Origin of the sequence: Pseudomonas sp. COR18 (assembly GCF_048568395.1) — a bacterium.
GTDB lineage: Bacteria > Pseudomonadota > Gammaproteobacteria > Pseudomonadales > Pseudomonadaceae > Aquipseudomonas > Aquipseudomonas fuscovaginae_B.
Genome location: NZ_CP183808.1, coordinates 4,059,756 through 4,081,552 on the forward strand (window position 1 = coordinate 4,059,756; position 21,797 = coordinate 4,081,552).

20 protein-coding genes and 2 pseudogenes are annotated in these 21,797 nt (G+C 62.0%); 11 read left to right on the forward strand and 11 right to left on the reverse strand.

What is annotated here, in order from left to right; translation table 11 throughout:
- Window positions 1–40 precede the first annotated feature (40 nt).
- Together ACM62G_RS18735 and ACM62G_RS18740 are read right to left on the reverse strand one after the other, a co-directional pair.
- The gene (locus ACM62G_RS18735) at window positions 41–349 is read right to left on the reverse strand and encodes a PepSY domain-containing protein (RefSeq protein ID WP_054057925.1); all 309 of its coding nucleotides are present in this window, start codon (window positions 347–349) and stop codon (window positions 41–43) included.
- Between the two features lie 304 nt (window positions 350–653).
- The gene (locus ACM62G_RS18740) at window positions 654–1,793 is read right to left on the reverse strand and encodes a glycerophosphodiester phosphodiesterase (RefSeq protein WP_273820345.1); all 1,140 of its coding nucleotides are present in this window, start codon (window positions 1,791–1,793) and stop codon (window positions 654–656) included.
- 225 nt (window positions 1,794–2,018) lie between these two features.
- Between ACM62G_RS18740 and ACM62G_RS18745 the strand changes: the two genes are divergently transcribed.
- Window positions 2,019–2,345 carry a DUF2025 family protein gene (locus tag ACM62G_RS18745; RefSeq protein ID WP_054057927.1) on the forward strand — a complete coding sequence of 109 codons (327 nt, stop codon included), beginning with the start codon at window positions 2,019–2,021 and terminating at the stop codon, window positions 2,343–2,345.
- 18 nt (window positions 2,346–2,363) lie between these two features.
- On the opposite strand, the pseudogene ACM62G_RS18750 reads toward ACM62G_RS18745, so the two are convergent.
- From ACM62G_RS18750 to ACM62G_RS18775, 6 genes and pseudogenes are all read right to left on the reverse strand, one after another.
- Window positions 2,364–2,686, reverse strand: a pseudogene (locus ACM62G_RS18750) (antibiotic biosynthesis monooxygenase family protein).
- A complete protein-coding gene (locus tag ACM62G_RS18755) occupies window positions 2,683–3,393 on the reverse strand; it encodes a CTP synthase (protein ID WP_273820350.1) in 711 nt (236 codons plus the stop codon). The pseudogene ACM62G_RS18750 and the gene ACM62G_RS18755 overlap by 4 nt, the downstream one beginning before the upstream one ends.
- Window positions 3,394–3,555: 162 nt before the next feature.
- Entirely contained in the window at window positions 3,556–4,077 is a 522-nt protein-coding gene (locus ACM62G_RS18760) for a methyl-accepting chemotaxis protein (protein WP_419737537.1), read from the reverse strand.
- Between the two features lie 27 nt (window positions 4,078–4,104).
- Window positions 4,105–4,872, reverse strand: a pseudogene (locus tag ACM62G_RS18765) (PAS domain-containing protein); the annotation flags it as partial.
- Window positions 4,873–5,050: 178 nt separating this feature from the next.
- Window positions 5,051–6,133 carry a diguanylate cyclase gene (locus ACM62G_RS18770; protein WP_273820353.1) on the reverse strand — a complete coding sequence of 361 codons (1,083 nt, stop codon included), beginning with the start codon at window positions 6,131–6,133 and terminating at the stop codon, window positions 5,051–5,053.
- 170 nt (window positions 6,134–6,303) lie between these two features.
- Window positions 6,304–6,918 (reverse strand): TetR/AcrR family transcriptional regulator, encoded by a 615-nt coding sequence (locus tag ACM62G_RS18775; protein WP_416770261.1) that lies wholly within the window; start codon window positions 6,916–6,918, stop codon window positions 6,304–6,306.
- 196 nt (window positions 6,919–7,114) lie between these two features.
- Here ACM62G_RS18775 and ACM62G_RS18780 point away from each other — a divergent pair, with 196 nt between their 5' ends.
- Entirely contained in the window at window positions 7,115–8,164 is a 1,050-nt protein-coding gene (locus ACM62G_RS18780) for an MBL fold metallo-hydrolase (protein ID WP_273820354.1), read from the forward strand.
- A gap of 105 nt (window positions 8,165–8,269) precedes the next feature.
- Here the strand turns inward: ACM62G_RS18780 and ACM62G_RS18785 are convergent, their stop codons facing one another.
- The 3 genes from ACM62G_RS18785 to ACM62G_RS18795 all read right to left on the reverse strand — a co-directional run bounded on the left by ACM62G_RS18785 (window position 8,270) and on the right by ACM62G_RS18795 (window position 10,850).
- A complete protein-coding gene (locus ACM62G_RS18785; protein ID WP_054057934.1) occupies window positions 8,270–8,599 on the reverse strand; it encodes a helix-turn-helix domain-containing protein in 330 nt (109 codons plus the stop codon).
- Window positions 8,600–8,855: 256 nt separating this feature from the next.
- On the reverse strand, window positions 8,856–10,103 hold the full coding sequence (locus ACM62G_RS18790) for a ribonucleotide-diphosphate reductase subunit beta (RefSeq protein ID WP_416770256.1): 1,248 nt from the start codon (window positions 10,101–10,103) through the stop codon (window positions 8,856–8,858).
- A gap of 483 nt (window positions 10,104–10,586) precedes the next feature.
- The gene (locus tag ACM62G_RS18795; protein ID WP_081005978.1) at window positions 10,587–10,850 is read right to left on the reverse strand and encodes a DUF2790 domain-containing protein; all 264 of its coding nucleotides are present in this window, start codon (window positions 10,848–10,850) and stop codon (window positions 10,587–10,589) included.
- A gap of 403 nt (window positions 10,851–11,253) precedes the next feature.
- Here ACM62G_RS18795 and acs point away from each other — a divergent pair, with 403 nt between their 5' ends.
- The 9 genes from acs to aruF all read left to right on the forward strand — a co-directional run bounded on the left by acs (window position 11,254) and on the right by aruF (window position 21,761).
- Window positions 11,254–13,209: an acetate--CoA ligase gene (acs, locus tag ACM62G_RS18800; RefSeq protein ID WP_054064777.1), complete on the forward strand. Its 1,956-nt coding sequence runs from the start codon at window positions 11,254–11,256 to the stop codon at window positions 13,207–13,209.
- Between the two features lie 575 nt (window positions 13,210–13,784).
- Window positions 13,785–14,561, forward strand: a complete 777-nt coding sequence (locus ACM62G_RS18805; RefSeq protein ID WP_017902898.1) for an ABC transporter substrate-binding protein — start codon at window positions 13,785–13,787, stop codon at window positions 14,559–14,561.
- Between the two features lie 88 nt (window positions 14,562–14,649).
- Window positions 14,650–15,339: an ABC transporter permease gene (locus ACM62G_RS18810; protein WP_054058800.1), complete on the forward strand. Its 690-nt coding sequence runs from the start codon at window positions 14,650–14,652 to the stop codon at window positions 15,337–15,339.
- Window positions 15,336–16,034: an ABC transporter permease gene (locus ACM62G_RS18815; RefSeq protein ID WP_054058799.1), complete on the forward strand. Its 699-nt coding sequence runs from the start codon at window positions 15,336–15,338 to the stop codon at window positions 16,032–16,034. Before ACM62G_RS18810 ends, ACM62G_RS18815 begins: the two co-directional genes overlap by 4 nt.
- Window position 16,035: 1 nt before the next feature.
- Complete coding sequence (locus ACM62G_RS18820; RefSeq protein ID WP_419735326.1) at window positions 16,036–17,148, forward strand: succinylglutamate desuccinylase/aspartoacylase family protein; 1,113 nt, start codon at window positions 16,036–16,038, stop codon at window positions 17,146–17,148.
- Between the two features lie 28 nt (window positions 17,149–17,176).
- Window positions 17,177–17,941 carry an ABC transporter ATP-binding protein gene (locus ACM62G_RS18825; RefSeq protein WP_054058797.1) on the forward strand — a complete coding sequence of 255 codons (765 nt, stop codon included), beginning with the start codon at window positions 17,177–17,179 and terminating at the stop codon, window positions 17,939–17,941.
- A 124-nt stretch (window positions 17,942–18,065) separates the two neighbouring features.
- Window positions 18,066–19,058: a transcriptional regulator ArgR gene (gene argR / locus ACM62G_RS18830; protein WP_419735327.1), complete on the forward strand. Its 993-nt coding sequence runs from the start codon at window positions 18,066–18,068 to the stop codon at window positions 19,056–19,058.
- A 326-nt stretch (window positions 19,059–19,384) separates the two neighbouring features.
- A complete protein-coding gene (locus ACM62G_RS18835; protein WP_273826306.1) occupies window positions 19,385–20,605 on the forward strand; it encodes an aspartate aminotransferase family protein in 1,221 nt (406 codons plus the stop codon).
- Window positions 20,606–20,744: 139 nt separating this feature from the next.
- On the forward strand, window positions 20,745–21,761 hold the full coding sequence (gene aruF, locus ACM62G_RS18840) for an arginine/ornithine succinyltransferase subunit alpha (protein WP_419735328.1): 1,017 nt from the start codon (window positions 20,745–20,747) through the stop codon (window positions 21,759–21,761).
- Window positions 21,762–21,797 lie beyond the last annotated feature (36 nt).

The following is a 21,797-nucleotide window of genomic DNA, read 5'->3' on the forward strand; positions in this document are numbered from 1 at the left end:
CCGGGTGGAACGCGCGGCTTGTGATTCACGGGGCGGACGATCAGCTGTCGCGCTTCTCCTGCAGGACGGCGGCGCTCTTGGCGTCGAGTTTGACTTCCCACTTCACGCCGTCGGCGGCCTTGAGTTCGACTTCATAGACATAGCCACCACTGGTGCCATGGTCCAGTTCGGTGTCGGTGATGGTCGCGCCTGGGTACTTGGCCAGGGCGGCCTGGTTGAGCTTGTCGAAGTCGGCGATCGCACCGGATTTCAGCAGCCCGGGAATGTGGTCCGGACGGACATCGGCCGAAGCGAAGCCGGCAACGAGAGTCAGGGCGGAGGCGGTCAGCAGGGTCGAGAGGGCTTTCATCGGGGGATTCCTTGTCTGGATGATTTCAGTGGGGTCAGCCTAAGTGTTGCAACTTAATTCACCCTTAAATTGACCCCTGTTCTTGCTGACTGACGATTGCGTCGTTTGTTCAATCGCGCGTAGAGCGCGCCTTTCAAGCGCCAGGCGCAGGCGGCGCCACAGTACCAGGCGGTGACCGGCGCCTCGGGCGTCAGGATCACCTGATGGGCGGAGTGGGCATGGGGCGCGGTGGCCCCAGCTCACCGTGGATCAGGGCGTAGTCACGCCCCAGCCCGAGGACGCCGTTCCACTCGCGCTCCTTCACTCAGTAACCGTTGGCCTCGAGGATTTGCGGCACGGTTTTCGGCGAGGCGCGCTTGAAGTACTTGAGCAGTTCGGAGGCGCGGTTGGTGAAGATGCCATCGACACCGGCGTCCATGACCTTCTTGAAGTCCACCGGTTCGTCGACGGTATAGACGTGAACCAGCAGGCCTTTATCGTGGGTCAGCTGGTTCATCCACGGTTTGACCAGGTCGGAGTAGCTCTGGTCGCCGCCATGGGTCAGTTCGGCCGACGGGCCGGTGCCGATGGCGCCGTTGGCCTTGGCGAAGTCCACCCACTTGATGAACTCGGCCTTGTCCTTCGGTTCCTGCTTGGCGTAGTAGGCGGCCTTGGTCTTCTCGCCGGAGTCGGCGAAGCTGACGTTCGACTTGGGTTCGATGCTGCCTTCGCCGACCCACAGCAGGAGAATCTTCGGCGTGTTCGGCATTTCCTTCTGCAGCAACTCCAGGCTGCTCTTCTCGAAGGTCTGCAGGATCACCCGGCCGGCGCCCTGGCCGACCTGTGGCTGCTCCTTGGAGTGGACCTTGTCCGGGCCGAGCAGGCCACGTTCCTGCAGCTTGTTCTTGAGGTCATGCTCGATACCGGGGAACTGCTTGGGTTCCTTGGTCTCGATGTACAGGCCGGGGCGATGCTTGGGGTTGGCCTGGGCGATGTCGATGATCTGGTCGAGGCTGAGAATCTTCAGGCCGACATAGGACGGCCGCGCGCGCTCGGGGTAGGCCTTGTTGAACCAGCTGCCGGCGTCCAGGGTTTGCAGCTCGGCCCAGGTGAACTCGTTGGCCGGGCTGTCCTTGCGTTCGGGGAACTTGCTGGCGACGTCGGTGGTGCGCGACAGGTTGTTGTCATGCAGGGCGAAGATCACTCCGTCCTTGCTGCGCTGCAGGTCCATTTCCAGGTAGTCGGCGCCGAGGTCGCGGGCCAGGGTGTAGGAGGCCGCGGTGGATTCGGGGGCATCGAAGGACGCGCCACGGTGGGCGATCACCGCCGGATGGGGAATCCCGGCCTTGGCCGCGAGCTCGGCCGGGGTGGTGCCGGCTTGTGCCGTGTCCAGCCCCATGGCCAGCAGCAGGCTCATGAGCAGAGCACTTTTCTTGAAGGTGGCGGCGCTGAAGGTGACAGGCATTGCGAATTCCTTTCGTACGGAGTGAAGGCCCTCTTTTAACAACTGAATGCTTCAAGTGCTATCGCGAAATGCTGCAAGAGCCGGTTGTGTCGTTTTTTCGACACAATCAGGACGGATTTTGCAGTAGGCTTGAGCGGCAGTTTCCCCTGTAGAAGGAAACGCGCTGCCCACCTTGTGTGTAAACCATCGACCCATGGGCCTTCGGGCTCTCCAGTGAGGTTTACCATGCGCATCACTTCCGAACTCATCTGTCAGGCCGCCGACCAGCTCAAGGGTTTCGTCGGCCTGAATCGCAAGACCGGCCAGTACATCGTGCGTTTCAGCGAGGACTCCTTCGGCATGGACGTGGCCGACGACGGGATCATTCCGGCCAGCGAATTCGTCTGGCTACCGGCAGGGCAGGAGGCCATGCGTCTGGCCCGGGAGCGGATCCAGTTGCTGTTGGATCAGAACATCGACCAGCGGATCAACATCACCGAGCCGTTGCGGGTGTACATGCAGCGGGTGGACATGCCCCAGATCGCCGCATTGCGCCGGGTCGTGCCGGGCTGACACGAGCGGGAGGCCGGCTCAGCGATCGAAGCGATAGGCGCGTTCGACCTTGCAGACGCGGGTCTGGCACGTCTCGTACCAGGTCGAGCGGCCGCGCTCGCGGATTTCGCTGTGCTCGGCATGCTGCTTCCAGGCCAGGATCGCCGTCTCATCGCGCCAGTAGGAAACGGTGAGGCCCAGGCCGTTATCCCCCGCGCCGACTCGACACCGAGAAACCCCGGCTGCTCGCGAGCCAGGTCGAGCATGCGCCGGGCCGCTTCGGCATAGCCCTGGTCGCCTGCGGTACGCAGGGAGGTGAAGATCACCGCGTAGTAGGGAGGCTGGGGCGTGCTGGCAATCATGCGTGTTCTCCGGCACAGGCGCTCAGGAAGGCACTGACCAGGGGTGGCGCGATACCTTGCAGGGCGGCCCGCTCCGGCTGGAACAGCGTCGCGACGAAAAACGGATGGTTTGCCAATTCGACGGCCCGCAGTTCCCCCTTGTCGTCGTGGCCGGTGGCTTGCAGGTCGGTGTCGAGCAGCGCCGCTTCGAAGGCCGGGTTGATGCCGTAGCGGCAGTGATAACCCTCGTGGGTTCGCTGGCTGGCATAGGCCCTGGCTATACGCGAGCCTTCGACCAGGCGGATGCCGTCGGTGGCTTCCACCAGGGAGCAGCTCAGCGCCGAGATCACCGCGCGCGGCGAATCCGGCGCTTCCTCACCGTGCTGCGCGTCGTCCCAGCCGAGCACGTGACGGGCATATTCGAGAATCGCGTACTGGAAGCCGGCACAGGTGCCGAGGTAGGGGAGTCGTTGTTCACGAGCATGGCCAATGGCAAGCAAGGCGCCATCGAGGCTGCGATACGGGCTGGCGGGAACGCACCAGATGCCGTCGAAGCCTGCCAGATCGTCCGCGGTCTCGATGCTGTCGGTCGCCACCCAGTGGGCCTGCACCTGCAGACCGGTGGCCTGGGCGGCCAGCTGCAGGGCCACGGGGATGGCCTTGTGGGCCGTCACTTGCGGGTCGTGATCGCCGACCAGGGCAATCTTCAGGGCAGGGCGCAGTTCCATGGGCTTCTCCGGCTTGTCGGTCTCTGCGCCGGACTATAGGTCTGCCTGTTCGCCAGCAAAATAGGCATTCGCTCAAGTGAACAATGCCTTTGTGCAATCAAGTCGCGGGACGACGCGACAGGCACGCCAGGGCATCTGCCGATGTCCTGGCGTGTCGGGTGCTCAGTGCACCCTGTCGTTGGCGAACATGCTGACCGCCTGTACGGCATTGCTCGCCCCGTCGCGGATCTGCAGGATCACCGTACCGGCCTCGTCCGCCAGGCCGACGCCCTTGGATGCCCGGTCGCGGGTGCCGTTCATGCTCTGGATGGCCTGCTGGGTTTCGCTCTGGATCATGCCGATCATGCTGGATATTTCGGCGGTGGAGCCGCTGGTACGTGCCGCGAGCAGACGGACTTCATCGGCCACCACGGCGAAGCCGCGACCCTGCTCGCCGGCCCGGGCCGCTTCGATCGCGGCATTGAGGGCCAGCAGGTTGGTCTGCTCGGCGATCCCGCGAATGGTGTTGACGATGGCGGTAATCTGTTCCGAGCGCTCGCCCAGCTTGGCGATCAGGTTGGACGAACCTTCGATGTTCGAGGCAATCTCGCGCATTTCGCTGGCGGCCTGCTGGATCACTTCGGTGCCTTGCTCGGCGACCCTGCGGGTCTCCACCGAGATGTGATAGGCCTGGCTCGCGCTCATGGCGTCCTGGGCATGTTTCTCTTCCCGCCGGGTCACGTCCGAGGCGAACTTGACCACCTTGCACAGTTTGCCGCTGGCGTCGTAGACCGGGTTGTAGCTGGCTTCGAGCCAGACGCTCTGGCCACGCCTGGTCACGCGTTCGAACTGGCCGCTGAAGAATTCGCCCTGGTTCAGGCGGCGCCAGAAGTCCTGGTAGTCGCTGCCGCCGACAGTGGCCGGGGTGCAGAAGATCCGGTGATGCTTGCCCTGGATTTCGGCCAGGCTGTAGCCCATCAGGTCGAGGAAGTTCTGGTTGGCGCAGATCACCGTTCCGTCGGGCCTGAACTCGATGGCGGCCATGGCCCGGTCGATCGCCTGCAGCTTGCCGTTGGCTTCGCTTTCCTGCTGGATCTTGGCGGTGACGTCCATGGCGTACTTGACGATTTTCACCGCCTTGCCGTTCTCGTCACGGATCGGGTTGTAGCTGGCTTCGAGCCAGACGCTCCGGCCATCGGCGGCGACCCGCTCGAAAGTGCCGGACTCGAATTGGCCGGCCTTGAGGCGTGACCACAACTGGCTGTATTCGGCACTGCGAGCATAGGCTGGCGAGCAGAACATACGATGGGGCTGGCCGAGCACCTGCTCCTGGCGATAGCCCATGGTCTTGAGGAAGTTGTCGTTGGCGCGCAGGACGATGCCGTCGAGATCGAATTCGATGACGGCCATGGAGCGGTCGATGGCCGCGAGCAGGTGGGCCTGTTGGTCGATGGTTTGTTGCAGGTCTTGCAGGGCTTTCTTATGGGCTGCAAAAAACATGGCATGAGAACTCGGAGAGAGGGGAGATCTATCCCTTTCCAGGCCCGGCAGACCCTTGGGGGAAGGGCGCCGGTGGCCAGCGTTCCATGGATGGCACTTTGCCTTATATTCTTATACAAAATAGATTGGTCTTGTACAAGAATCCGCCGTGTGGTTCTTTGAAGTAGCCGAATGGCGCTCAGGCGGAGCTTGCCAGGTACTCGTCCGAGGATTCGGTATTTTCACCGTCGGTGCTGTTGACCTTGTTGCGCCCGGTATTCTTGGCGATGTACAGCGCCTTGTCGGCCTCGTTGAGCCAGGCACCGGCGTCCTTGAAACTAGCCCGGAAGGGCGCCAGGCCGATGCTCAGGGTGACCCGCAGCTCCGGTATTTCCTCGCTGCGCAAGTTGCTGAAGACCTGGCGCAGCCGCTCCATGATCTCGCTGGCCTGTTCCAGCGACAGGCCCGGCAGGATCACGCAGAACTCGTCACCGCCATAACGCCCGGCCAGGTCGTGTTCACGCAGGTTGGCCTTCAGGTCGCGGCTCAACTGGCGCAGTACGCTGTCGCCGATCAGATGGCCGTAACTGTCGTTGATGGTCTTGAAGTGGTCGATATCGATCAATGCGATTGCCGCCTGGCAGTGTGTCTGCCGGCACTTGTGGAACTTGATCTGCAGCAGGTCCTTCCAACTGCCGTGATTGAGCAGCCCGGTCAGGCTGTCGGTACGGCTCAGGGCGCTCAGTGCACGCTTGTGGTCGGCGAGCTTGATCGCCACCTGGAAGCTGCCCATGCCGATGACCACCGGGTACAGGATCAACACCGGCAGGCAGGCATAGATCTGGATCTGGGTGGTCACCCCGTTGAACGCCGGAGTAAAGATCAGCCAGGAGACGAGGATCCCCAGCAACTGCGCGAGCAAGCCCCTGAGCATCAGCCGCGGGCCGCCAGCGGCGACGTTGTGCATGGTCATCAGCGCGAGCATGTTGACCGTGACGAGGGGATTGAACTGGATGGTCGCCGCCCAGAAACCACCCATCAACGAGTCGATCAGGATGTTGCGTCGTTCCGCCCGGTACGGATAGTGGGCGTGTCGGGCGATACGATAGGCCACATGCGGCCAGATCACGGCGTTGAATGCCAGCAGGGCCCAGATCCAGATTGGCATCGACAAGGGGGCGAGTGCGGCGATGATGCTGAAGCAGCCGACGCCTACGCCTATCATGCGGGGCAAGTAGATGCGTCTGGCAAATGATTGCCCTTTGCCTCGATGGATTTCCATAGGTCTCTGCGTCACTTATTTCTTTGTCGGAACACAGGCAATGTGTTCGGCACGGAAGCGCTATTCGTCTGATAAGCAGGATGAATATTGTCGGGGATTCCGTAAAGAATAATCAGTGTCCTTCCAAGCCATTTCTAGGGTTTGGCAGGTGATTTGGCGGGGCGTGTCGGCTATTTGACGATTTCGTAGCCGGAAAGGAACAAATCCAGCGCCGATTCTATGACGCGTGTCTGTGTCGCGGTATCCAGCGGTGGCTGGCCGAGGGAAATCTGCGGCCAGAAGGCGAAGGCCTTGAGCAGGCCGTAGATCTGGTGAGTGGCGAACTCGGGGTCGACCGCCTTGAGTTTGCCGTCGGCCTGGGCGTCGCGGATCCACTGCTTGAAACCTTCCTCCTGGCTGGCCAGTCGCGAGACCATGTCCTGCGCGCGCTCGGGCGCATGAATGGTGGCTGCGATCGCCACCCGTGCCAGATCGAGAAAGTTGCTATCGTTGAACAGCCGCATCTTGCGCATCAGCATGTCGCGCAGTTGCTCGCGCAGGGGGCGCTGCGAGTGATAGGTCATGTCCATCTGCGCGGCACTGCTGGCCCATAGGCGATGGAGAATTTCGGCGAACAGGTCTTCCTTGCTCTGGAAGTGGTTGTATACCGTACGCTTGGAGACCTCGGCCTTGGCCGCGATCCGGTCCATGCTGGTCACTTCGAAACCGTCGGCGCGAAAGGCCGCGATGGCCGCCTGGATGATGGCTTCGCGTTTACGGTCGGTGAGGCGCAGGGGGACGGTCATGGGCAGGCTTCGGCAGGTCAATAAAAGTTACACTCGGCAGTTTACTTGGCGAGTACTTTGGCGCAAGCTAGAAACTACACTGTGTAGTGTAGTTCTTTTCTGCAACTTCGTCCGATCAAGGTTTGCCTGCGGCGGCCCCTGATCTTTCAGCACCTGAGCGTGGGAACTCCTTCGGGTTCCCGGGAGTCACCCTGTCATGACCATTCGTTCGCGTATTGTCGCTGGATCCTCATCCCGGAAAGAGCAGGGCGCTTTTCGCAACCTGGCGCCGACACCCCACGGCGGCCTGGGCAAGACCTTGGGTATCTTCTGGAAAATGACCTTCCAGAAACCGCGCAATACCCGGCCGGCGGGCAGCGTACCGGTCCAGGCGCTGAGCCGTGAGCAGTTGCTTGCGGCTGCCGACTTCAGCGTATTCCGTCTCGGCCACTCGACCCTGCTGCTCAAGTTGCACGGCAAGTTCTGGCTGACCGATCCGGTGTTCTCCGAACGGGCCTCACCCGTTCAGTGGGCCGGACCGAAGCGTTTCCATCAGCCGCCCATCAGCCTGGAAGAACTGCCGCCGATCGAGGCGGTGATCCTTTCCCACAATCACTACGACCACCTGGACCACAAGGCGGTATTGGCACTGGCGGCCAAGACCAAACACTTCCTGGCCCCGCTGGGCGTTGGCGACCTGCTGGTCAAATGGGGCATCGCCGCGCAGAAGGTGCAGCAACTGGACTGGTGGGAAGAGACGGTCGTCGAGGGCATCCGCTTTGCCGCTACACCGTCGCAGCACTTCTCCGGAAGGACGCTGTTCGACAACAACCAGACCTTGTGGGCCTCCTGGGTGATGATCGCCGATGACGTGCGGATCTTCTTCAGCGGCGATAGCGGTTACTTCGACGGCTTCAAGCAGATTGGCGAACACTATGGGCCGTTCGACCTGACGCTGATGGAAACCGGTGCCTACAACGTCGACTGGCCTCATGTGCACATGCAGCCGGAGCAGAGCCTGCAGGCGCACCTGGACCTGCGGGGGCGCTGGCTGCTGCCGATCCACAATGGCACCTTCGACCTGTCGTTCCATGCCTGGTACGAACCCTTCGAGCGGATCCTGGCGCTGGCCTGGGACAATAACGTGTCCATCACCACCCCCGCCATTGGCGAAGCCTTCAACCTGATGCAGCCCCATCGCGGGCGCGCCTGGTGGCTGGAGGTGGAACAGGCCCTGGAGAATGAATCCGCCCTGAGTACTCGCTAGGCGATCCAGGAAACGCCCCTGCGTTCACCCGTTTGCGTCGAAAGCCGGCGGGCCCGACCCGGTGCCCGGCTTGCAGGGCAGGCCGGCAGTGCCGACCTGAATCGATTACTCGATCAGTTCGTAGTCCTGTCGTTCGATCGGGTCCGGTGTAGTGCCGCGAATGTTCATTCCACGGCCGGGTGCAAAGCCTGGGAAGAACACCAGGCCTTCGGCCTCGAAGCGAAAGGCCAGGGCCAATCGGGTGACATCCCTGAGGGAATCGCCCTTCTCGAAACGCTGTACGGCGGCCACCGAGACGCCAGACTCCTGGCTCAACTGCTCGCGACTCCAACCCAGCATCGCGCGGGCTTGCCGGCAGTGCAGCGGGGTGAATTGATGCAGGACCATGCGTTCAACGGTAGTACTCATCACATGATTGGCAGCTTGGCTGGACATGGGGCTCTCCAGGATCGATGGGTTGACTTGAAAATACTGTGTTTTTGTACAGTTGTTTTCGAGCTGGAGCAAAGGATTTTTCGGCAATCCGACTATCGGTCGCCGGTCGGCACCGAGTAGGCCTGGGTGTCTGATCGGGAGGCTTTTCGATGATGTTGAGGGCTCATTGGCGGGCAAGCCCGCCAATGGCCCACCCATGAAAAAGCCCTGAACAGGTCAGGGCTTTTGGCGTCGCGATCCATGCGTGCGGGACGAATCAATCCCAGCTCAGTGCACCGCCGGTCTGGTACTCGATCACGCGGGTCTCGAAGAAGTTCTTTTCCTTCTTCAGGTCCATGATCTCGCTCATCCACGGGAACGGGTTGGTGGTGCCCGGGTACTCTTCCTTCAGGCCGATCTGCGACAGGCGACGGTTGGCGATGAACTTGAGGTAGTCCTCCATCATCGCCGCGTTCATGCCCAGCACGCCGCGCGGCATGGTGTCACGGGCGTATTCGATTTCCAGCTGGGTGCCCTGCAGGATCATCTGGGTCGCTTCTTCCTTCATCTCGGCATCCCACAGGTGCGGGTTCTCGATCTTGATCTGGTTGATCACGTCGATGCCGAAGTTCAGGTGCATGGACTCGTCGCGCAGGATGTACTGGAACTGCTCGGCGACGCCGGTCATCTTGTTGCGCCGGCCCATGGACAGGATCTGGGTGAAGCCGCAGTAGAAGAAGATGCCTTCGAGCACGCAGTAGTAGGCGATCAGGTTGCGCAGCAGTTCCTTGTCGGTCTCGACTGTGCCGGTGTTGAACTGCGGGTCGGAGATCGAGCGGGTGTACTTCAGGCCCCAGGTGGCCTTTTTCGCCACCGAGGGGATCTCGTGGTACATGTTGAAGATCTCGCCTTCATCCATGGCCAGCGATTCGATGCAGTACTGGTAGGCGTGGGTGTGGATCGCCTCCTCGAAGGCCTGGCGCAGGATGTACTGGCGGCACTCGGGGTTGGTGATCAGGCGGTAGACGGCCAGGACCAGGTTGTTCGCCACCAGGGAGTCGGCGGTGGAGAAGAAGCCCAGGTTGCGCATGACGATACGACGCTCGTCGTCGGTCAGGCCTTCGGGGTTTTTCCAGAGGGCGATGTCGGCGGTCATGTTGACCTCTTGCGGCATCCAGTGGTTGGCGCAGCCGTCGAGGTATTTCTGCCAGGCCCAGTCGTATTTGAAAGGTACGAGCTGGTTGAGGTCGGCGCGGCAGTTGATCATGCGCTTCTCGTCGACGGCGACACGGGCCGAGGCGCCTTCGAGTTCGGCCAGGCCTTCGGCGACATCGAGGGCGTCGAGGGCGGCCTTGGCGCGGATGATCGCGGCGGAGTCGCTGGCGGTCACGGCACGGGCTTCGAGGGCGGCGGCACCGCCGGCGCTGTCCAGGCGATCGAGGGTGGCTTCGCTGGCCTGGCCGGTCTTGCTCTCTTTTTCTGCTACTTCGCCGTCTTCTTTGTCGAATTCGTCCCAGCTCAGCATGACGTGTCGTCTCCTGCGTGAGGGCCTGACGCCGGTGTGAAAACACGGATGGGCGGTTTATCACACGGCACGATGGCCACATTGGATATAAGGAATCGTTGCTTGCACCGGCTGTGCAGGCAAACAACGGGAAATTTGTACGGGGCCCCGAGGGGCGGATGGCGCGGGGATGACGCCGGTTCCTGCAGCGATGCCAGCGTGAGAACGCTACCCTGCAAGGGAATATTGCAAGCCCGTTTTACCGGGACATTATAAGGGCTTTTTGCGGTCAGTGGTGTGACGGATTCCGCCCTTGCGTGTGCTTGGGCGGGCACGGCTCGGGTTTGCAGGGCTTTGGCGGCAAAAGAATTTTTTGCCTGGCGGGGGTGTTGGCGACGAGTGGTTCGCTGCGGGAGGCGGCCGGATGATGACCGTTGTGCAAGGACACCCTTGCCGCAGCCGCAAGAATCGCTTCCTGCGGCAAGCGGCTTTCAAGGCGGGCGATCAGCCGTTGGAACAACCATTACCCATTACACGATATTCCATGACATGCCGAACACCCTGGGAGTCTTCATAAACCATGCGTGCCGGTACAACTTCGCAAACTTCCGGAATTTCACTCATGGAGATAACTTTGTGAATATCCGGGTGCATGGAGTAAGTGTATTCCTCTACCGGCAGGTTCCGGCTGGCTACATCGGTCGCCGCCTCGTCGGCCATGGCTGTTGCACAGAGGCTGCTGAGGACTAAAGCGGCAAAAAGTTTCATCGGTTCACCTATTGATGGTCGTGTAGGGGCACGCGGCCCTTGTGGGACCACGTGTGAAGCTCTGGAAGTTTGAATTCGAATTAACGGCCTTCGTGGGGGCTGTCGTCTGGTTAATTCGTTGCCTTAGTTGGCGAAGTTGATTTTAAGAGTGCGCCAGTCGTTCATACAGGTGGGCTTTTGATAAAGACTATTGACAAAACCTGTAACAATCGTCGAAAAAACGTCCTGCCCGAAGATATTTTCCCTGGGCCGAATATCGCCACAGGCCACGTGCTTGAGCCCTGTTGGCGGTATTCACGACGTTTTGTAGGGTTTTGTTACTACCATCGTCGAATGGTCCGGCAGCGTCAGCCCGGCTACAACAGGGCCATAAAACAACAACTATGTCACCGAGGTAAGAAAGATGAGTGCGGCTTCCCTGTACCCCGTTCGCCCTGAGGTTCTGGCCAATACGCTGACCGACGAGGCGACCTACAAGGCGATGTACCAGCAGTCGGTCGTCAACCCTGATGGCTTCTGGCGCGAGCAGGCCAAGCGTCTCGACTGGATCAAGCCTTTCACCACGGTAAAACGGACTTCCTTTGACGACCATCACGTCGATATCAAATGGTTCGCCGACGGCACCCTGAACGTTTCCTATAACTGCCTGGACCGCCATCTGGCCGAGCGCGGCGACCAGGTCGCGATCATCTGGGAAGGCGACGATCCTGCCGATTCGCGCAACATCACCTATCGCGAGCTGCACGAGCAGGTCTGCAAGTTCGCCAACGCCCTGCGTGGCCAGGACGTTCATCGCGGCGACGTGGTGACCATCTACATGCCGATGATTCCCGAAGCCGTGGTGGCCATGCTGGCCTGTGCGCGGATCGGCGCGATCCACTCGGTGGTGTTCGGTGGTTTCTCCCCGGAGGCTCTGGCCGGTCGGATCATCGACTGCCGCTCGAAGGTGGTGATCACCGCCGACGAAGGCGTACGCGCCGGCAAGAAGATCCCGCTCAAGGCCAACGTCGACGATGCCCTGACCAACCCGGAAACCAACAGCATCCAGAAGGTCATCGTGTGCAAGCGCACCGGTGGCGACATCAAGTGGAACCAGCATCGCGACATCTGGTTCGAGGACCTGATGAAAGTGGCGGGCAGCGTCTGCGCGCCCAAGGAGATGGGCGCCGAAGAGGCCCTGTTCATCCTTTATACCTCCGGTTCCACCGGCAAGCCCAAGGGGGTGCAGCACACCAGCGGCGGTTACCTGCTGTATGCGGCCCTGACCCACGAGCGTGTGTTCGACTACCGTCCGGGCGAGATCTACTGGTGCACCGCCGACGTCGGCTGGGTCACCGGCCACAGCTATATCGTCTACGGCCCGCTGGCCAACGGCGCGACCACCGTGCTGTTCGAGGGCGTGCCGAACTATCCGGATATCACCCGGGTGGCGAAGATCGTCGACAAGCACAAGGTCAACATCCTCTACACCGCACCGACGGCGATCCGCGCCATGATGGCCCAGGGTTCGGCCGCAGTCGAAGGCGCCGACGGCAGCAGCCTGCGCCTGCTCGGCTCGGTGGGTGAGCCGATCAACCCGGAAGCCTGGGACTGGTACTACAGGAATGTCGGCAAGTCGCGCTGCCCGATCGTCGATACCTGGTGGCAGACCGAGACCGGCGGCAACATGATGAGCCCGCTGCCGGGGGCCCACGCCCTCAAGCCAGGTTCCGCGGCCCGTCCGTTCTTCGGCGTGGTACCGGCGCTGGTGGACAACCTGGGCAACATCATCGAAGGGGCGGCCGAAGGCAACCTGGTGATCCTCGACTCGTGGCCGGGCCAGGCGCGTACCCTGTACGGCGACCATGACCGCTTCGTCGACACCTACTTCAAGACCTTCCGCGGCATGTATTTCACCGGTGACGGTGCGCGCCGCGACGAGGATGGCTACTACTGGATCACCGGCCGTGTCGACGATGTGCTCAACGTCTCCGGCCACCGCATGGGCACCGCCGAAATCGAAAGCGCCATGGTCGCCCATCCGAAAGTCGCCGAAGCGGCCGTGGTGGGGGTGCCGCACGATATCAAGGGGCAGGGCATCTACGTCTATGTCACCCTCAACAGTGGCGAGGAGCCGAGCGAAGCGCTGCGCCTGGAACTGAAGAACTGGGTACGCCGCGAGATCGGACCGATCGCTTCGCCGGATGTCATCCAGTGGGCGCCGGGCCTGCCCAAGACCCGTTCGGGGAAAATCATGCGCCGTATCCTGCGCAAGATCGCCACGGCGGAATACGATGGGCTGGGTGATATCTCGACCCTGGCAGACCCGAGCGTGGTGCAGCACCTGATCGACACCCACAAGACCATGAACGTCGCCTGAGGCTGCCCAGGCAAAGAAGGCCCCGTCCGGCGATGAGCCGGGCGGGGCTTTTTCATTCTGGAGAAGGGCTATCGGATGGGTGATTGAAAAGAGATAAATATCGGTTTTTGTCGTGGGACGTTTCTTCTTGTTACCCATGCACTGCGAAGTAACCAAATATGTCACCTGTCGCCCGCATTCGGGGCATAGGGAAACGCTTTTGCCCGATTTCGGCTGACGATATCGGTCGAAAAGAGCCTCGTCGCACACCGCGCTTGCCGTAATAGAAGGCTTTGCGAATAATAGGCCCGCAATTTGCAGCGTAGATCGGTTGCCTTTCTTTTGCCCTTGCATGAATTTCAAGGGCTGTCAATGTGCCGGGTCGGCATTCTCGATGCTTCTGTAATTACTTGTCGCATTGAGGAAATATCGACTTCGGGCCTGTCGTTAGAATGCCGATCACTCGCTGGTCGTTGTGCATGGACCGCCGCCCAATCGGCCCTCGCAGGACGCGGCGCCGTAATCCCTGTTCACCCTTCGCATATTGGGCTCGCGCTCACTCTGCCGTTTTTGCCCTTTACCGATGGAGTCCTAAGATGAAGAAACTCGTGCTTCTTGGCGCCCTGGCACTGTCCGTGCTGTCGCTGCCTACATTCGCCGATGAAAAGCCTCTGAAAATTGGTATCGAAGCGGCCTACCCTCCATTCGCCTCGAAGGCCCCGGACGGCAGCATCGTCGGTTTCGACTACGACATCGGCAACGCCCTGTGCGAAGAGATGAAGGTCAAATGTGTCTGGGTCGAGCAGGAGTTCGATGGCCTGATCCCGGCGCTGAAGGTCCGCAAGATCGACGCGATCCTGTCGTCCATGTCGATCACCGACGATCGCAAGAAGTCCGTCGACTTCACCAACAAGTACTACAACACCCCGGCCCGCCTGGTCATGAAGGAAGGCACCGTGGTCAGCGACAGCCTGGTCGAGCTCAAGGGCAAGAAGATCGGCGTGCAGCGTGGCTCGATCCACAATCGTTTCGCCGAGGAAGTGCTCAAGCCGCTGGGTGCCGAAGTCAAGCCGTACGGTTCGCAGAACGAGATCTACCTGGACGTGGAAGCCGGTCGCCTGGACGGCACCGTGGCTGATGCCACCCTGCTGCAGGACGGTTTCCTGAAGACCGACGCCGGCAAGGGTTTCGCTTTCGTGGGGCCGCAGTTCACCGACGTCAAATACTTCGGTGACGGCGTAGGTATCGCCGTGCGCAAGGGTGACAAGGCCGATCTGGACAAGATCAACGCCGCCATCGCCGCGATCCGTGCCAACGGCAAGTACAAGCAGATCCAGGACAAGTACTTCGACTTCGATATTTACGGCAAGTAAATCTCGCCAGCTCGTCCGAAATGGCGCAAGCAACAGGATCCCTGCGGTTTGCGCCATTTTTTCATCCCAATTTTCGAGGACCTGAATCATGTTGAAAGGCTACGGGGCTGTCATCCTCGATGGTGCTTGGCTGACGCTTCAGCTCGCCTTGTCGTCCATGGCCCTGGCCATTGTTCTGGGTTTGATCGGGGTGGCGCTGCGCCTGTCGCCGGTACGCTGGCTGGCCCGGCTCGGTGACCTGTACGCCACCGTGATCCGTGGTATCCCCGACCTGGTGCTGATCCTGCTGATCTTCTACGGCGGCCAGGATCTGATCAACCGAGTCGCGCCGCTGCTCGGTTATGACGACTATATCGATCTCAATCCGCTGGTCGCCGGTATCGGTACGCTGGGTTTCATTTTCGGCGCCTACCTGTCGGAAACCTTCCGCGGTGCCTTCATGGCGATCCCCAAGGGGCAGGCCGAAGCCGGCATGGCCTACGGGATGAGCAGCCTGCAGGTGTTCTTCCGGGTGCTGGTGCCGCAGATGATCCGCCTGGCGATCCCCGGCTTCACCAACAACTGGCTGGTGTTGACCAAGGCGACCGCGCTGATTTCCGTGGTCGGTCTGCAGGACATGATGTTCAAGGCCAAGCAGGCGGCGGATGCCACCCGTGAGCCTTTCACCTTCTTTCTTGCAGTGGCGGCGATGTACCTGGTGATCACCAGTGTCTCGTTGCTGGCACTGCGTCACCTCGAGAAGCGCTACTCGGTAGGCGTAAGGGCGGCTGATCTATGATCTTCGACTACAACGTCGTCTGGGAAGCCATGCCGCTGTACCTCGGCGGCCTGCTGACCACTCTGAAACTGCTGGCCCTGTCGCTGTTTTTCGGCCTGCTGGTGGCGGTACCGCTGGGGCTGATGCGGGTCTCAAAACAGCCGCTGGTCAACGGTGCGGCCTGGCTCTACACCTACGTGATTCGTGGTACGCCGATGCTGGTGCAACTGTTCCTGATCTACTACGGTCTGGCCCAGTTCGAAGTGGTGCGCGAAAGCTTCCTCTGGCCATGGCTGTCGAGCGCGACCTTCTGCGCCTGCCTGGCCTTTGCCATCAACACCAGCGCCTACACCGCCGAAATCATCGCCGGCAGCCTCAAGGCTACGCCCAATGGCGAGATCGAGGCGGCCAAGGCGGTCGGCATGTCCCGCTACAAGATGTATCGGCGCATTCTGCTGCCGTCGGCCCTGCGTCGGGCGCTGCCGCAGTACAGCAACGAAGTGATCATGATGCTGCAGACCACCAGCCTGGCCTCCATCGTGACGCTGATCGACATCACCGGTGCCGCCCGTACCGTCAACGCCCAGTATTACCTGCCGTTCGAGGCCTACATCACCGCGGGTGTGTTCTACCTGTGCCTGACCTTCATCCTGGTGCGCCTGTTCAAGCTGGCCGAGCGCCGCTGGCTGAGCTACCTGGCTCCACGGAAGCATTGAGATGGAACGTATCGATCATTCGCTGCCCTGGGGCAGCCTGGGTACCGAGCGTCGGTTGTCGGTGTTCCGTTTCGGCAGCGGTGAACGCAAGGCCTATATCCAGGCCAGCCTGCATGCCGACGAACTGCCGGGCATGCGTACCGCCTGGGAGTTGAAGAAGCGCCTCGCCGAGCTGGAGGCCCGCGGGGCCCTGAAGGGCGTCGTCGAGCTGGTCCCGGTCGCCAACCCGATTGGGCTTGGCCAGTTGCTGCAAGGCAATCACCAGGGGCGCTTCGAGTACTCCAGCGGCAAGAATTTCAACCGCGATTTCGTCGAGCTGAGCGAGCCGGTCGCGGCGCTGGTCGATGGTCGACTGGGTGACGACCCCCACGCCAACGTGCAGTTGATTCGCCAGGCCATGCGCGATGTGCTGGCCGCGTTGCCGCCGGCTGACAGCCCGTTGCAGGGCATGCAGCGGATTCTGCTCGGCCACGCCTGTGATGCCGACATCGTGCTGGACCTGCATTGCGACTGCGAGGCGGCACTGCACCTGTATGCGCTGCCGCAGCACTGGCCGCAATGGCGCTCGCTGGCCGCGCACCTGAATGTGCGGGTGGCGCTGGTGGCGGAGGACTCCGGCGGCACCTCGTTCGACGAGGCCTGTTCGCTGCCCTGGCTGCGCCTGTCGCGGCGCTTCCCGCAGGCCGCGATTCCCCTGGCGGGGATGTCCACCACCATCGAACTGGGCGGCCAGGCCGATACCGGGCCGGACGCGGCGGTGGCCCATGCCGAAGGCATCCTGGCATTCCTGGCCGAGCAGGGGCTGATCGACGGCGAGTGGCCGGCGGCGCAGCACCAAGCCTGCGAGGCCATGCCGTTCGAAGGCACCGAGTTGCTCTACGCGCCCCATCCCGGTGTCGTCAGCTACCTGTGCCCGGTGGGCAGTTGGGTGGAGCCCGGCGAACCCTTGTTCGAAGTGATCGATCCCTTGTCCGACCGGGCCAGCACCGTCCGTGCCGGCACGGCCGGTGTGCTGTTTGCCGTGGAACGGCTGCGTTACGCCCAACCCTCGATCTGGCTGGCCAAGGTGGCGGGGCGCGAGCCCCTGCGCCACGGGCGCCTGCTCAGCGACTGACCTGACTGTTTTCGTGAGAACCGACCGCATGTACAAGCTTGAAGTCCAAGACCTGCATAAACGCTATGGCAGTCACGAAGTGCTCAAGGGCGTGTCCCTGGCGGCCCAGGCTGGCGATGTGATCAGCATCATCGGCTCCAGTGGCTCCGGCAAGAGTACCTTCCTGCGCTGCATCAACCTGCTGGAGCAGCCGCACGCCGGACGTATCCTGCTCAACAACGAAGAGCTCAAGCTCGTCGCGAACAAGGACGGCGCCATGAAGGCCGCCGATCCCAAGCAGTTGCAGCGCATGCGCTCGCGGCTGTCGATGGTGTTCCAGCACTTCAACCTGTGGTCGCACATGACCGCGCTGGAAAACATCATCGAAGCGCCCGTGCACGTGCTGGGCGTGTCGAAGAAGGAAGCGCTGGAGAAGGCCGAGCACTACCTGAACAAGGTGGGCGTGGCGCACCGCAAGGACGCCTATCCGGGGCACATGTCCGGCGGCGAGCAGCAGCGCGTGGCGATTGCCCGGGCGCTGGCGATGGAACCGGAAGTGATGCTGTTCGACGAGCCGACCTCGGCTCTCGACCCGGAACTGGTCGGTGACGTGCTGAAGGTCATGCAGTCCCTGGCCCAGGAAGGCCGGACCATGGTCGTGGTGACCCACGAAATGGGCTTTGCCCGTGAAGTCTCCAACCAGTTGGTGTTCCTGCACAAGGGGCTGGTGGAGGAGCGCGGCAATCCTCGCGAGGTGCTGGTCAATCCGCAATCCGAGCGTCTGCAGCAATTTTTGTCGGGCAGCCTGAAATAGTCGTCGCTTTTTCTGCTGCCACTGTGCACCAAAATAGGTCATTCTGCGCGCCGTGTGCGGCCTGGTCTACTTTGATGAGGTCGTTCCCGGCCTTTAACCCTGTTCTGCTTTCGGATTGCACGCCATGACTGCCCATCGAATTGGTTTCCTGATTTGGCCCGGCACTAAAGCCTTGACGCTGGCGCTGGCCGAGGAGGCCTTGCGTGTCGCCCAGCGCGTGCATCCGGAAGTGATCTACGAGCTGTCGTTCCTGCAGGCCGAGACACCGGCGCAAGGTGGTGCCGCGGCGGCCTGGCAATTGCCGGGGGAGCCCTGGGCTGGACAGCTCGAGGGCTGCCAGAAACTGTTCCTGCTGGCTGACGAACCACCGGCCGCGCTGGCGCCAGCCCTGGCCAGTGCCCTCAAGCAACTGGTGCGTTCCGGTTGCATGATCGGCGGATTGTCCGCCGGGGTCTATCCACTGGCCCAACTGGGCCTGCTCGATGGATACCGCGCCGCGGTGCACTGGCGTTGGCAGGATGACTTCGCCGAGCGCTTCCCCAAGGTGATCGCCACCAGCCATCTGTTCGACTGGGATCGTGACCGTCTGACGGCCTGTGGTGGCATGTCGGTGCTGGACCTGCTGTTGGCGGTGCTGGCCCGGGATCACGGTGCCGAGCTGGCCGGTGCGGTGTCCGAGGAGCTGGTGGTCGAGCGCATTCGCGAGGGCGGCGAGCGCCAGCGTATTCCCTTGCAGAATCGCCTGGGTTCCAGCCATCCGAAGCTGACCCAGGCGGTATTGCTGATGGAAGCCAATATCGAAGAGCCGCTGACCACCGACGAAATCGCCCAGCATGTCTGCGTGTCCCGCCGGCAACTGGAGCGGATCTTCAAGCAGTACCTCAATCGCGTCCCCAGCCAGTACTACCTGGAGCTGCGCCTGAACAAGGCCCGGCAGATGCTGATGCAGACCAGCAAGTCGATCATCCAGATCGGCCTGTCCTGCGGTTTCTCCTCGGGGCCGCATTTCTCCAGCGCCTACCGCAACTTCTTCGGCGCCACGCCGCGGGAGGATCGCAATCAGCGGCGCAGCAGCAGCCCGTTCGAGCTGTCCTCCGTCCCCGCCGAGCGCGGCTGAGCCCCGCTATCGGCATCGCTGTGCTGGCGATTGCCCTCCCGCTGACCGGATGGGCTGTCCATCCGGATTGCCGGCATTTTTCTAAAAATCACGTCGCAGGGTTCGTCAGTCGAAAATCTCCTCGTCGCGACTCTGCATGAAAAGCCTCTCACCGTTTAAACTGCGCCTTTGCGAAGCTATTTGTCGCATTGCCGAAAACCCCGGCAAAACCCGGTTTGGCGCTATAAGAAGTTGTCGCTTGGCGGCAAGGCCGGACCGAAATCTGTCCTTACAATCCCCCCATCGCTCGCCAGTTTCAGGCAGGCGTTCCTCTTCAGGAGACTCCGATGTCCGTTGAGCAAGCTCCGGTGCAACGCGCCGATTTCGACCAGGTAATGGTTCCCAACTACGCACCTGCGGCTTTCATTCCCGTGCGTGGTGCCGGTTCCCGAGTGTGGGACCAGTCCGGTCGTGAGCTGATCGATTTTGCCGGTGGGATTGCGGTGAACGTCCTGGGCCACGCGCATCCGGCGCTGGTCGGGGCCCTGACCGAGCAGGCCAACAACCTGTGGCACGTCTCCAACGTGTTCACCAACGAGCCGGCCCTGCGCCTGGCCAGGAAGCTGGTGGACGCGACCTTTGCCGAACGCGTGTTCTTCTGCAACTCCGGCGCCGAAGCCAACGAGGCCGCCTTCAAGCTGGCCCGTCGCGTGGCGTTCGACCGTTTCGGCGAGGAAAAGTACGAGATCATCGCGGCGCTCAACAGCTTCCACGGCCGTACCCTGTTCACCGTGAACGTCGGTGGTCAGTCGAAGTACTCCGATGGCTTCGGCCCGAAGATCACCGGTATCACCCATGTGCCGTACAACGACCTGGCGGCACTGAAGGCCGCGGTTTCGGACAAGACCTGTGCCGTGGTCCTGGAACCGATCCAGGGCGAGGGCGGCGTGCTGCCGGCCGAGCTGTCCTATCTGCAGGGTGCCCGCGAGCTGTGCGACCAGCACAACGCGCTGCTGGTGTTCGATGAAGTGCAGAGCGGCATGGGCCGGACCGGCAAGCTGTTCGCCTACATGCAGTACGGCGTGACCCCGGACATCCTCACCAGCGCCAAGAGCCTGGGCGGTGGTTTCCCGATTGCCGCCATGCTCACCACCGAGGCGCTGGCCAAGCACTTGGTGGTCGGCACCCACGGCACCACCTACGGTGGCAACCCGCTGGCATGTGCCGTCGGCAACGCGGTGGTCGACGTGATCAACACACCTGAAGTGCTCAATGGCGTTGCTGCCAAGCACGACGCGTTCAAGACCCGCCTGGAGCAGATCGGTGCCAAGTACGGCCTGTTCACCCAGGTCCGTGGCATGGGCCTGCTGCTCGGCTGCGTACTGGCCGATGCCTGGAAAGGCAAGGCCAAGGATGTGTTCAACGCTGCCGAACAGGAGAATCTGATGATCCTGCAGGCCGGCCCGGACGTGGTGCGCTTTGCGCCAAGCCTGGTGGTCGAGGACGCCGATATCCGCGAAGGCCTGGACCGTTTCGAGCGTGCTGTCGCCAAGCTGACCCAGGCCTGATCGGCCGAGTGCTGGCAATTGCGTCGTCGTGCCGGTCGGCCGGCGACGGACAGATTATTCCTGTGCCGGGCATGCCCGGCATTTTTTTCCCTGCGCCGGCGCTGCCGCCGGCCTGTTCTTCAAGTTAAGGAGTGACACCATGCTGGTGATGCGCCCCGCGCAAATGGCTGACCTGGACGAGGTACGGCGTCTGGCCGCCGACAGCCCCATTGGTGTCACTTCCCTGCCGGATGACGAGGATCGACTGCGCGACAAGATCGCCGCCAGCGAAGCGTCGTTCGCCGCCGAGGTCAGCTTCAACGGCGAGGAAAGCTATTTCTTCGTACTCGAGGACTCCGATACCGGCAAGCTCGCCGGCTGCTCGGCGATCGTTGCCTCGGCCGGCTACTCGGAGCCCTTCTACAGCTTCCGCAACGAGACCTTCGTGCACGCCTCCCGCGAGCTGAAGATCCACAACAAGATCCACGTGCTCTCGCAGTGCCACGACCTGACCGGCAACAGCCTGCTGACCAGCTTCTACGTGGTACCGGAACTGGTGGGCTCTGCCTGGTCCGAACTCAACTCCCGCGGACGCCTGTTGTTCGTGGCCAGCCATCCGGAGCGTTTTGCCGACTCGGTGGTGACCGAGATCGTCGGCTACAGCGATGAAAATGGCGACTCGCCCTTCTGGGACGCCATCGGTCGCAACTTCTTCGACCTGAACTACGCCGAGGCCGAGCGCCTTTGCGGGCTCAAGAGCCGGACCTTTCTCGCCGAGCTGATGCCGCATTATCCGATCTATGTGCCGCTGCTGCCGGACGCCGCCCAGGAAGCCATGGGCCAGGTGCACCCGCGGGCACAGATCACCTTCGACATCCTGATGCGCGAAGGTTTCGAGACCGATCACTACATCGATATCTTCGACGGCGGTCCGACCCTGCATGCGCGGGTCAGCGGCATCCGTTCGATCGCCCAGAGCCGCGTGGTGCCGGTGAAGGTCGGTGATACCGGCAATCCCGGGCGCCAATACCTGGTCTCCAATGGCCAGCTCCAGGATTACCGTGCGGTGCTGCTGGAGCTCGACTATGCCCCTGGCAAGCCGGTGACCCTGGATCAGGAAGCGGCCGAGGCCCTGGGTGTCGGCGAAGGTGGCAGCGTGCGCCTGGTGGCGGTCTGACGCCGGTATCGAAAGCAGCCTTACAGCGAGTTTCGC

Coding starts and splice junctions, on each gene's coding strand:
- aruF (WP_419735328.1), top strand. CDS start 20,745: ATGCTGGTGATGCGCCCCGCGCAAATGGCTGACCTGGACGAGGTACGG.
- ACM62G_RS18785 (WP_054057934.1), bottom strand. CDS start 8,599: ATGTCCAGCCAAGCTGCCAATCATGTGATGAGTACTACCGTTGAACGC.
- ACM62G_RS18790 (WP_416770256.1), bottom strand. CDS start 10,103: ATGCTGAGCTGGGACGAATTCGACAAAGAAGACGGCGAAGTAGCAGAA.
- acs (WP_054064777.1), top strand. CDS start 11,254: ATGAGTGCGGCTTCCCTGTACCCCGTTCGCCCTGAGGTTCTGGCCAAT.
- ACM62G_RS18835 (WP_273826306.1), top strand. CDS start 19,385: ATGTCCGTTGAGCAAGCTCCGGTGCAACGCGCCGATTTCGACCAGGTA.
- ACM62G_RS18740 (WP_273820345.1), bottom strand. CDS start 1,793: ATGCCTGTCACCTTCAGCGCCGCCACCTTCAAGAAAAGTGCTCTGCTC.
- ACM62G_RS18745 (WP_054057927.1), top strand. CDS start 2,019: ATGCGCATCACTTCCGAACTCATCTGTCAGGCCGCCGACCAGCTCAAG.
- ACM62G_RS18735 (WP_054057925.1), bottom strand. CDS start 349: ATGAAAGCCCTCTCGACCCTGCTGACCGCCTCCGCCCTGACTCTCGTT.
- ACM62G_RS18810 (WP_054058800.1), top strand. CDS start 14,650: ATGTTGAAAGGCTACGGGGCTGTCATCCTCGATGGTGCTTGGCTGACG.
- ACM62G_RS18815 (WP_054058799.1), top strand. CDS start 15,336: ATGATCTTCGACTACAACGTCGTCTGGGAAGCCATGCCGCTGTACCTC.
- ACM62G_RS18825 (WP_054058797.1), top strand. CDS start 17,177: ATGTACAAGCTTGAAGTCCAAGACCTGCATAAACGCTATGGCAGTCAC.
- ACM62G_RS18820 (WP_419735326.1), top strand. CDS start 16,036: ATGGAACGTATCGATCATTCGCTGCCCTGGGGCAGCCTGGGTACCGAG.
- ACM62G_RS18775 (WP_416770261.1), bottom strand. CDS start 6,918: ATGACCGTCCCCCTGCGCCTCACCGACCGTAAACGCGAAGCCATCATC.
- ACM62G_RS18780 (WP_273820354.1), top strand. CDS start 7,115: ATGACCATTCGTTCGCGTATTGTCGCTGGATCCTCATCCCGGAAAGAG.
- ACM62G_RS18760 (WP_419737537.1), bottom strand. CDS start 4,077: ATGAGCGCGAGCCAGGCCTATCACATCTCGGTGGAGACCCGCAGGGTC.
- ACM62G_RS18805 (WP_017902898.1), top strand. CDS start 13,785: ATGAAGAAACTCGTGCTTCTTGGCGCCCTGGCACTGTCCGTGCTGTCG.
- ACM62G_RS18795 (WP_081005978.1), bottom strand. CDS start 10,850: ATGAAACTTTTTGCCGCTTTAGTCCTCAGCAGCCTCTGTGCAACAGCC.
- ACM62G_RS18770 (WP_273820353.1), bottom strand. CDS start 6,133: ATGGAAATCCATCGAGGCAAAGGGCAATCATTTGCCAGACGCATCTAC.
- argR (WP_419735327.1), top strand. CDS start 18,066: ATGACTGCCCATCGAATTGGTTTCCTGATTTGGCCCGGCACTAAAGCC.
- ACM62G_RS18755 (WP_273820350.1), bottom strand. CDS start 3,393: ATGGAACTGCGCCCTGCCCTGAAGATTGCCCTGGTCGGCGATCACGAC.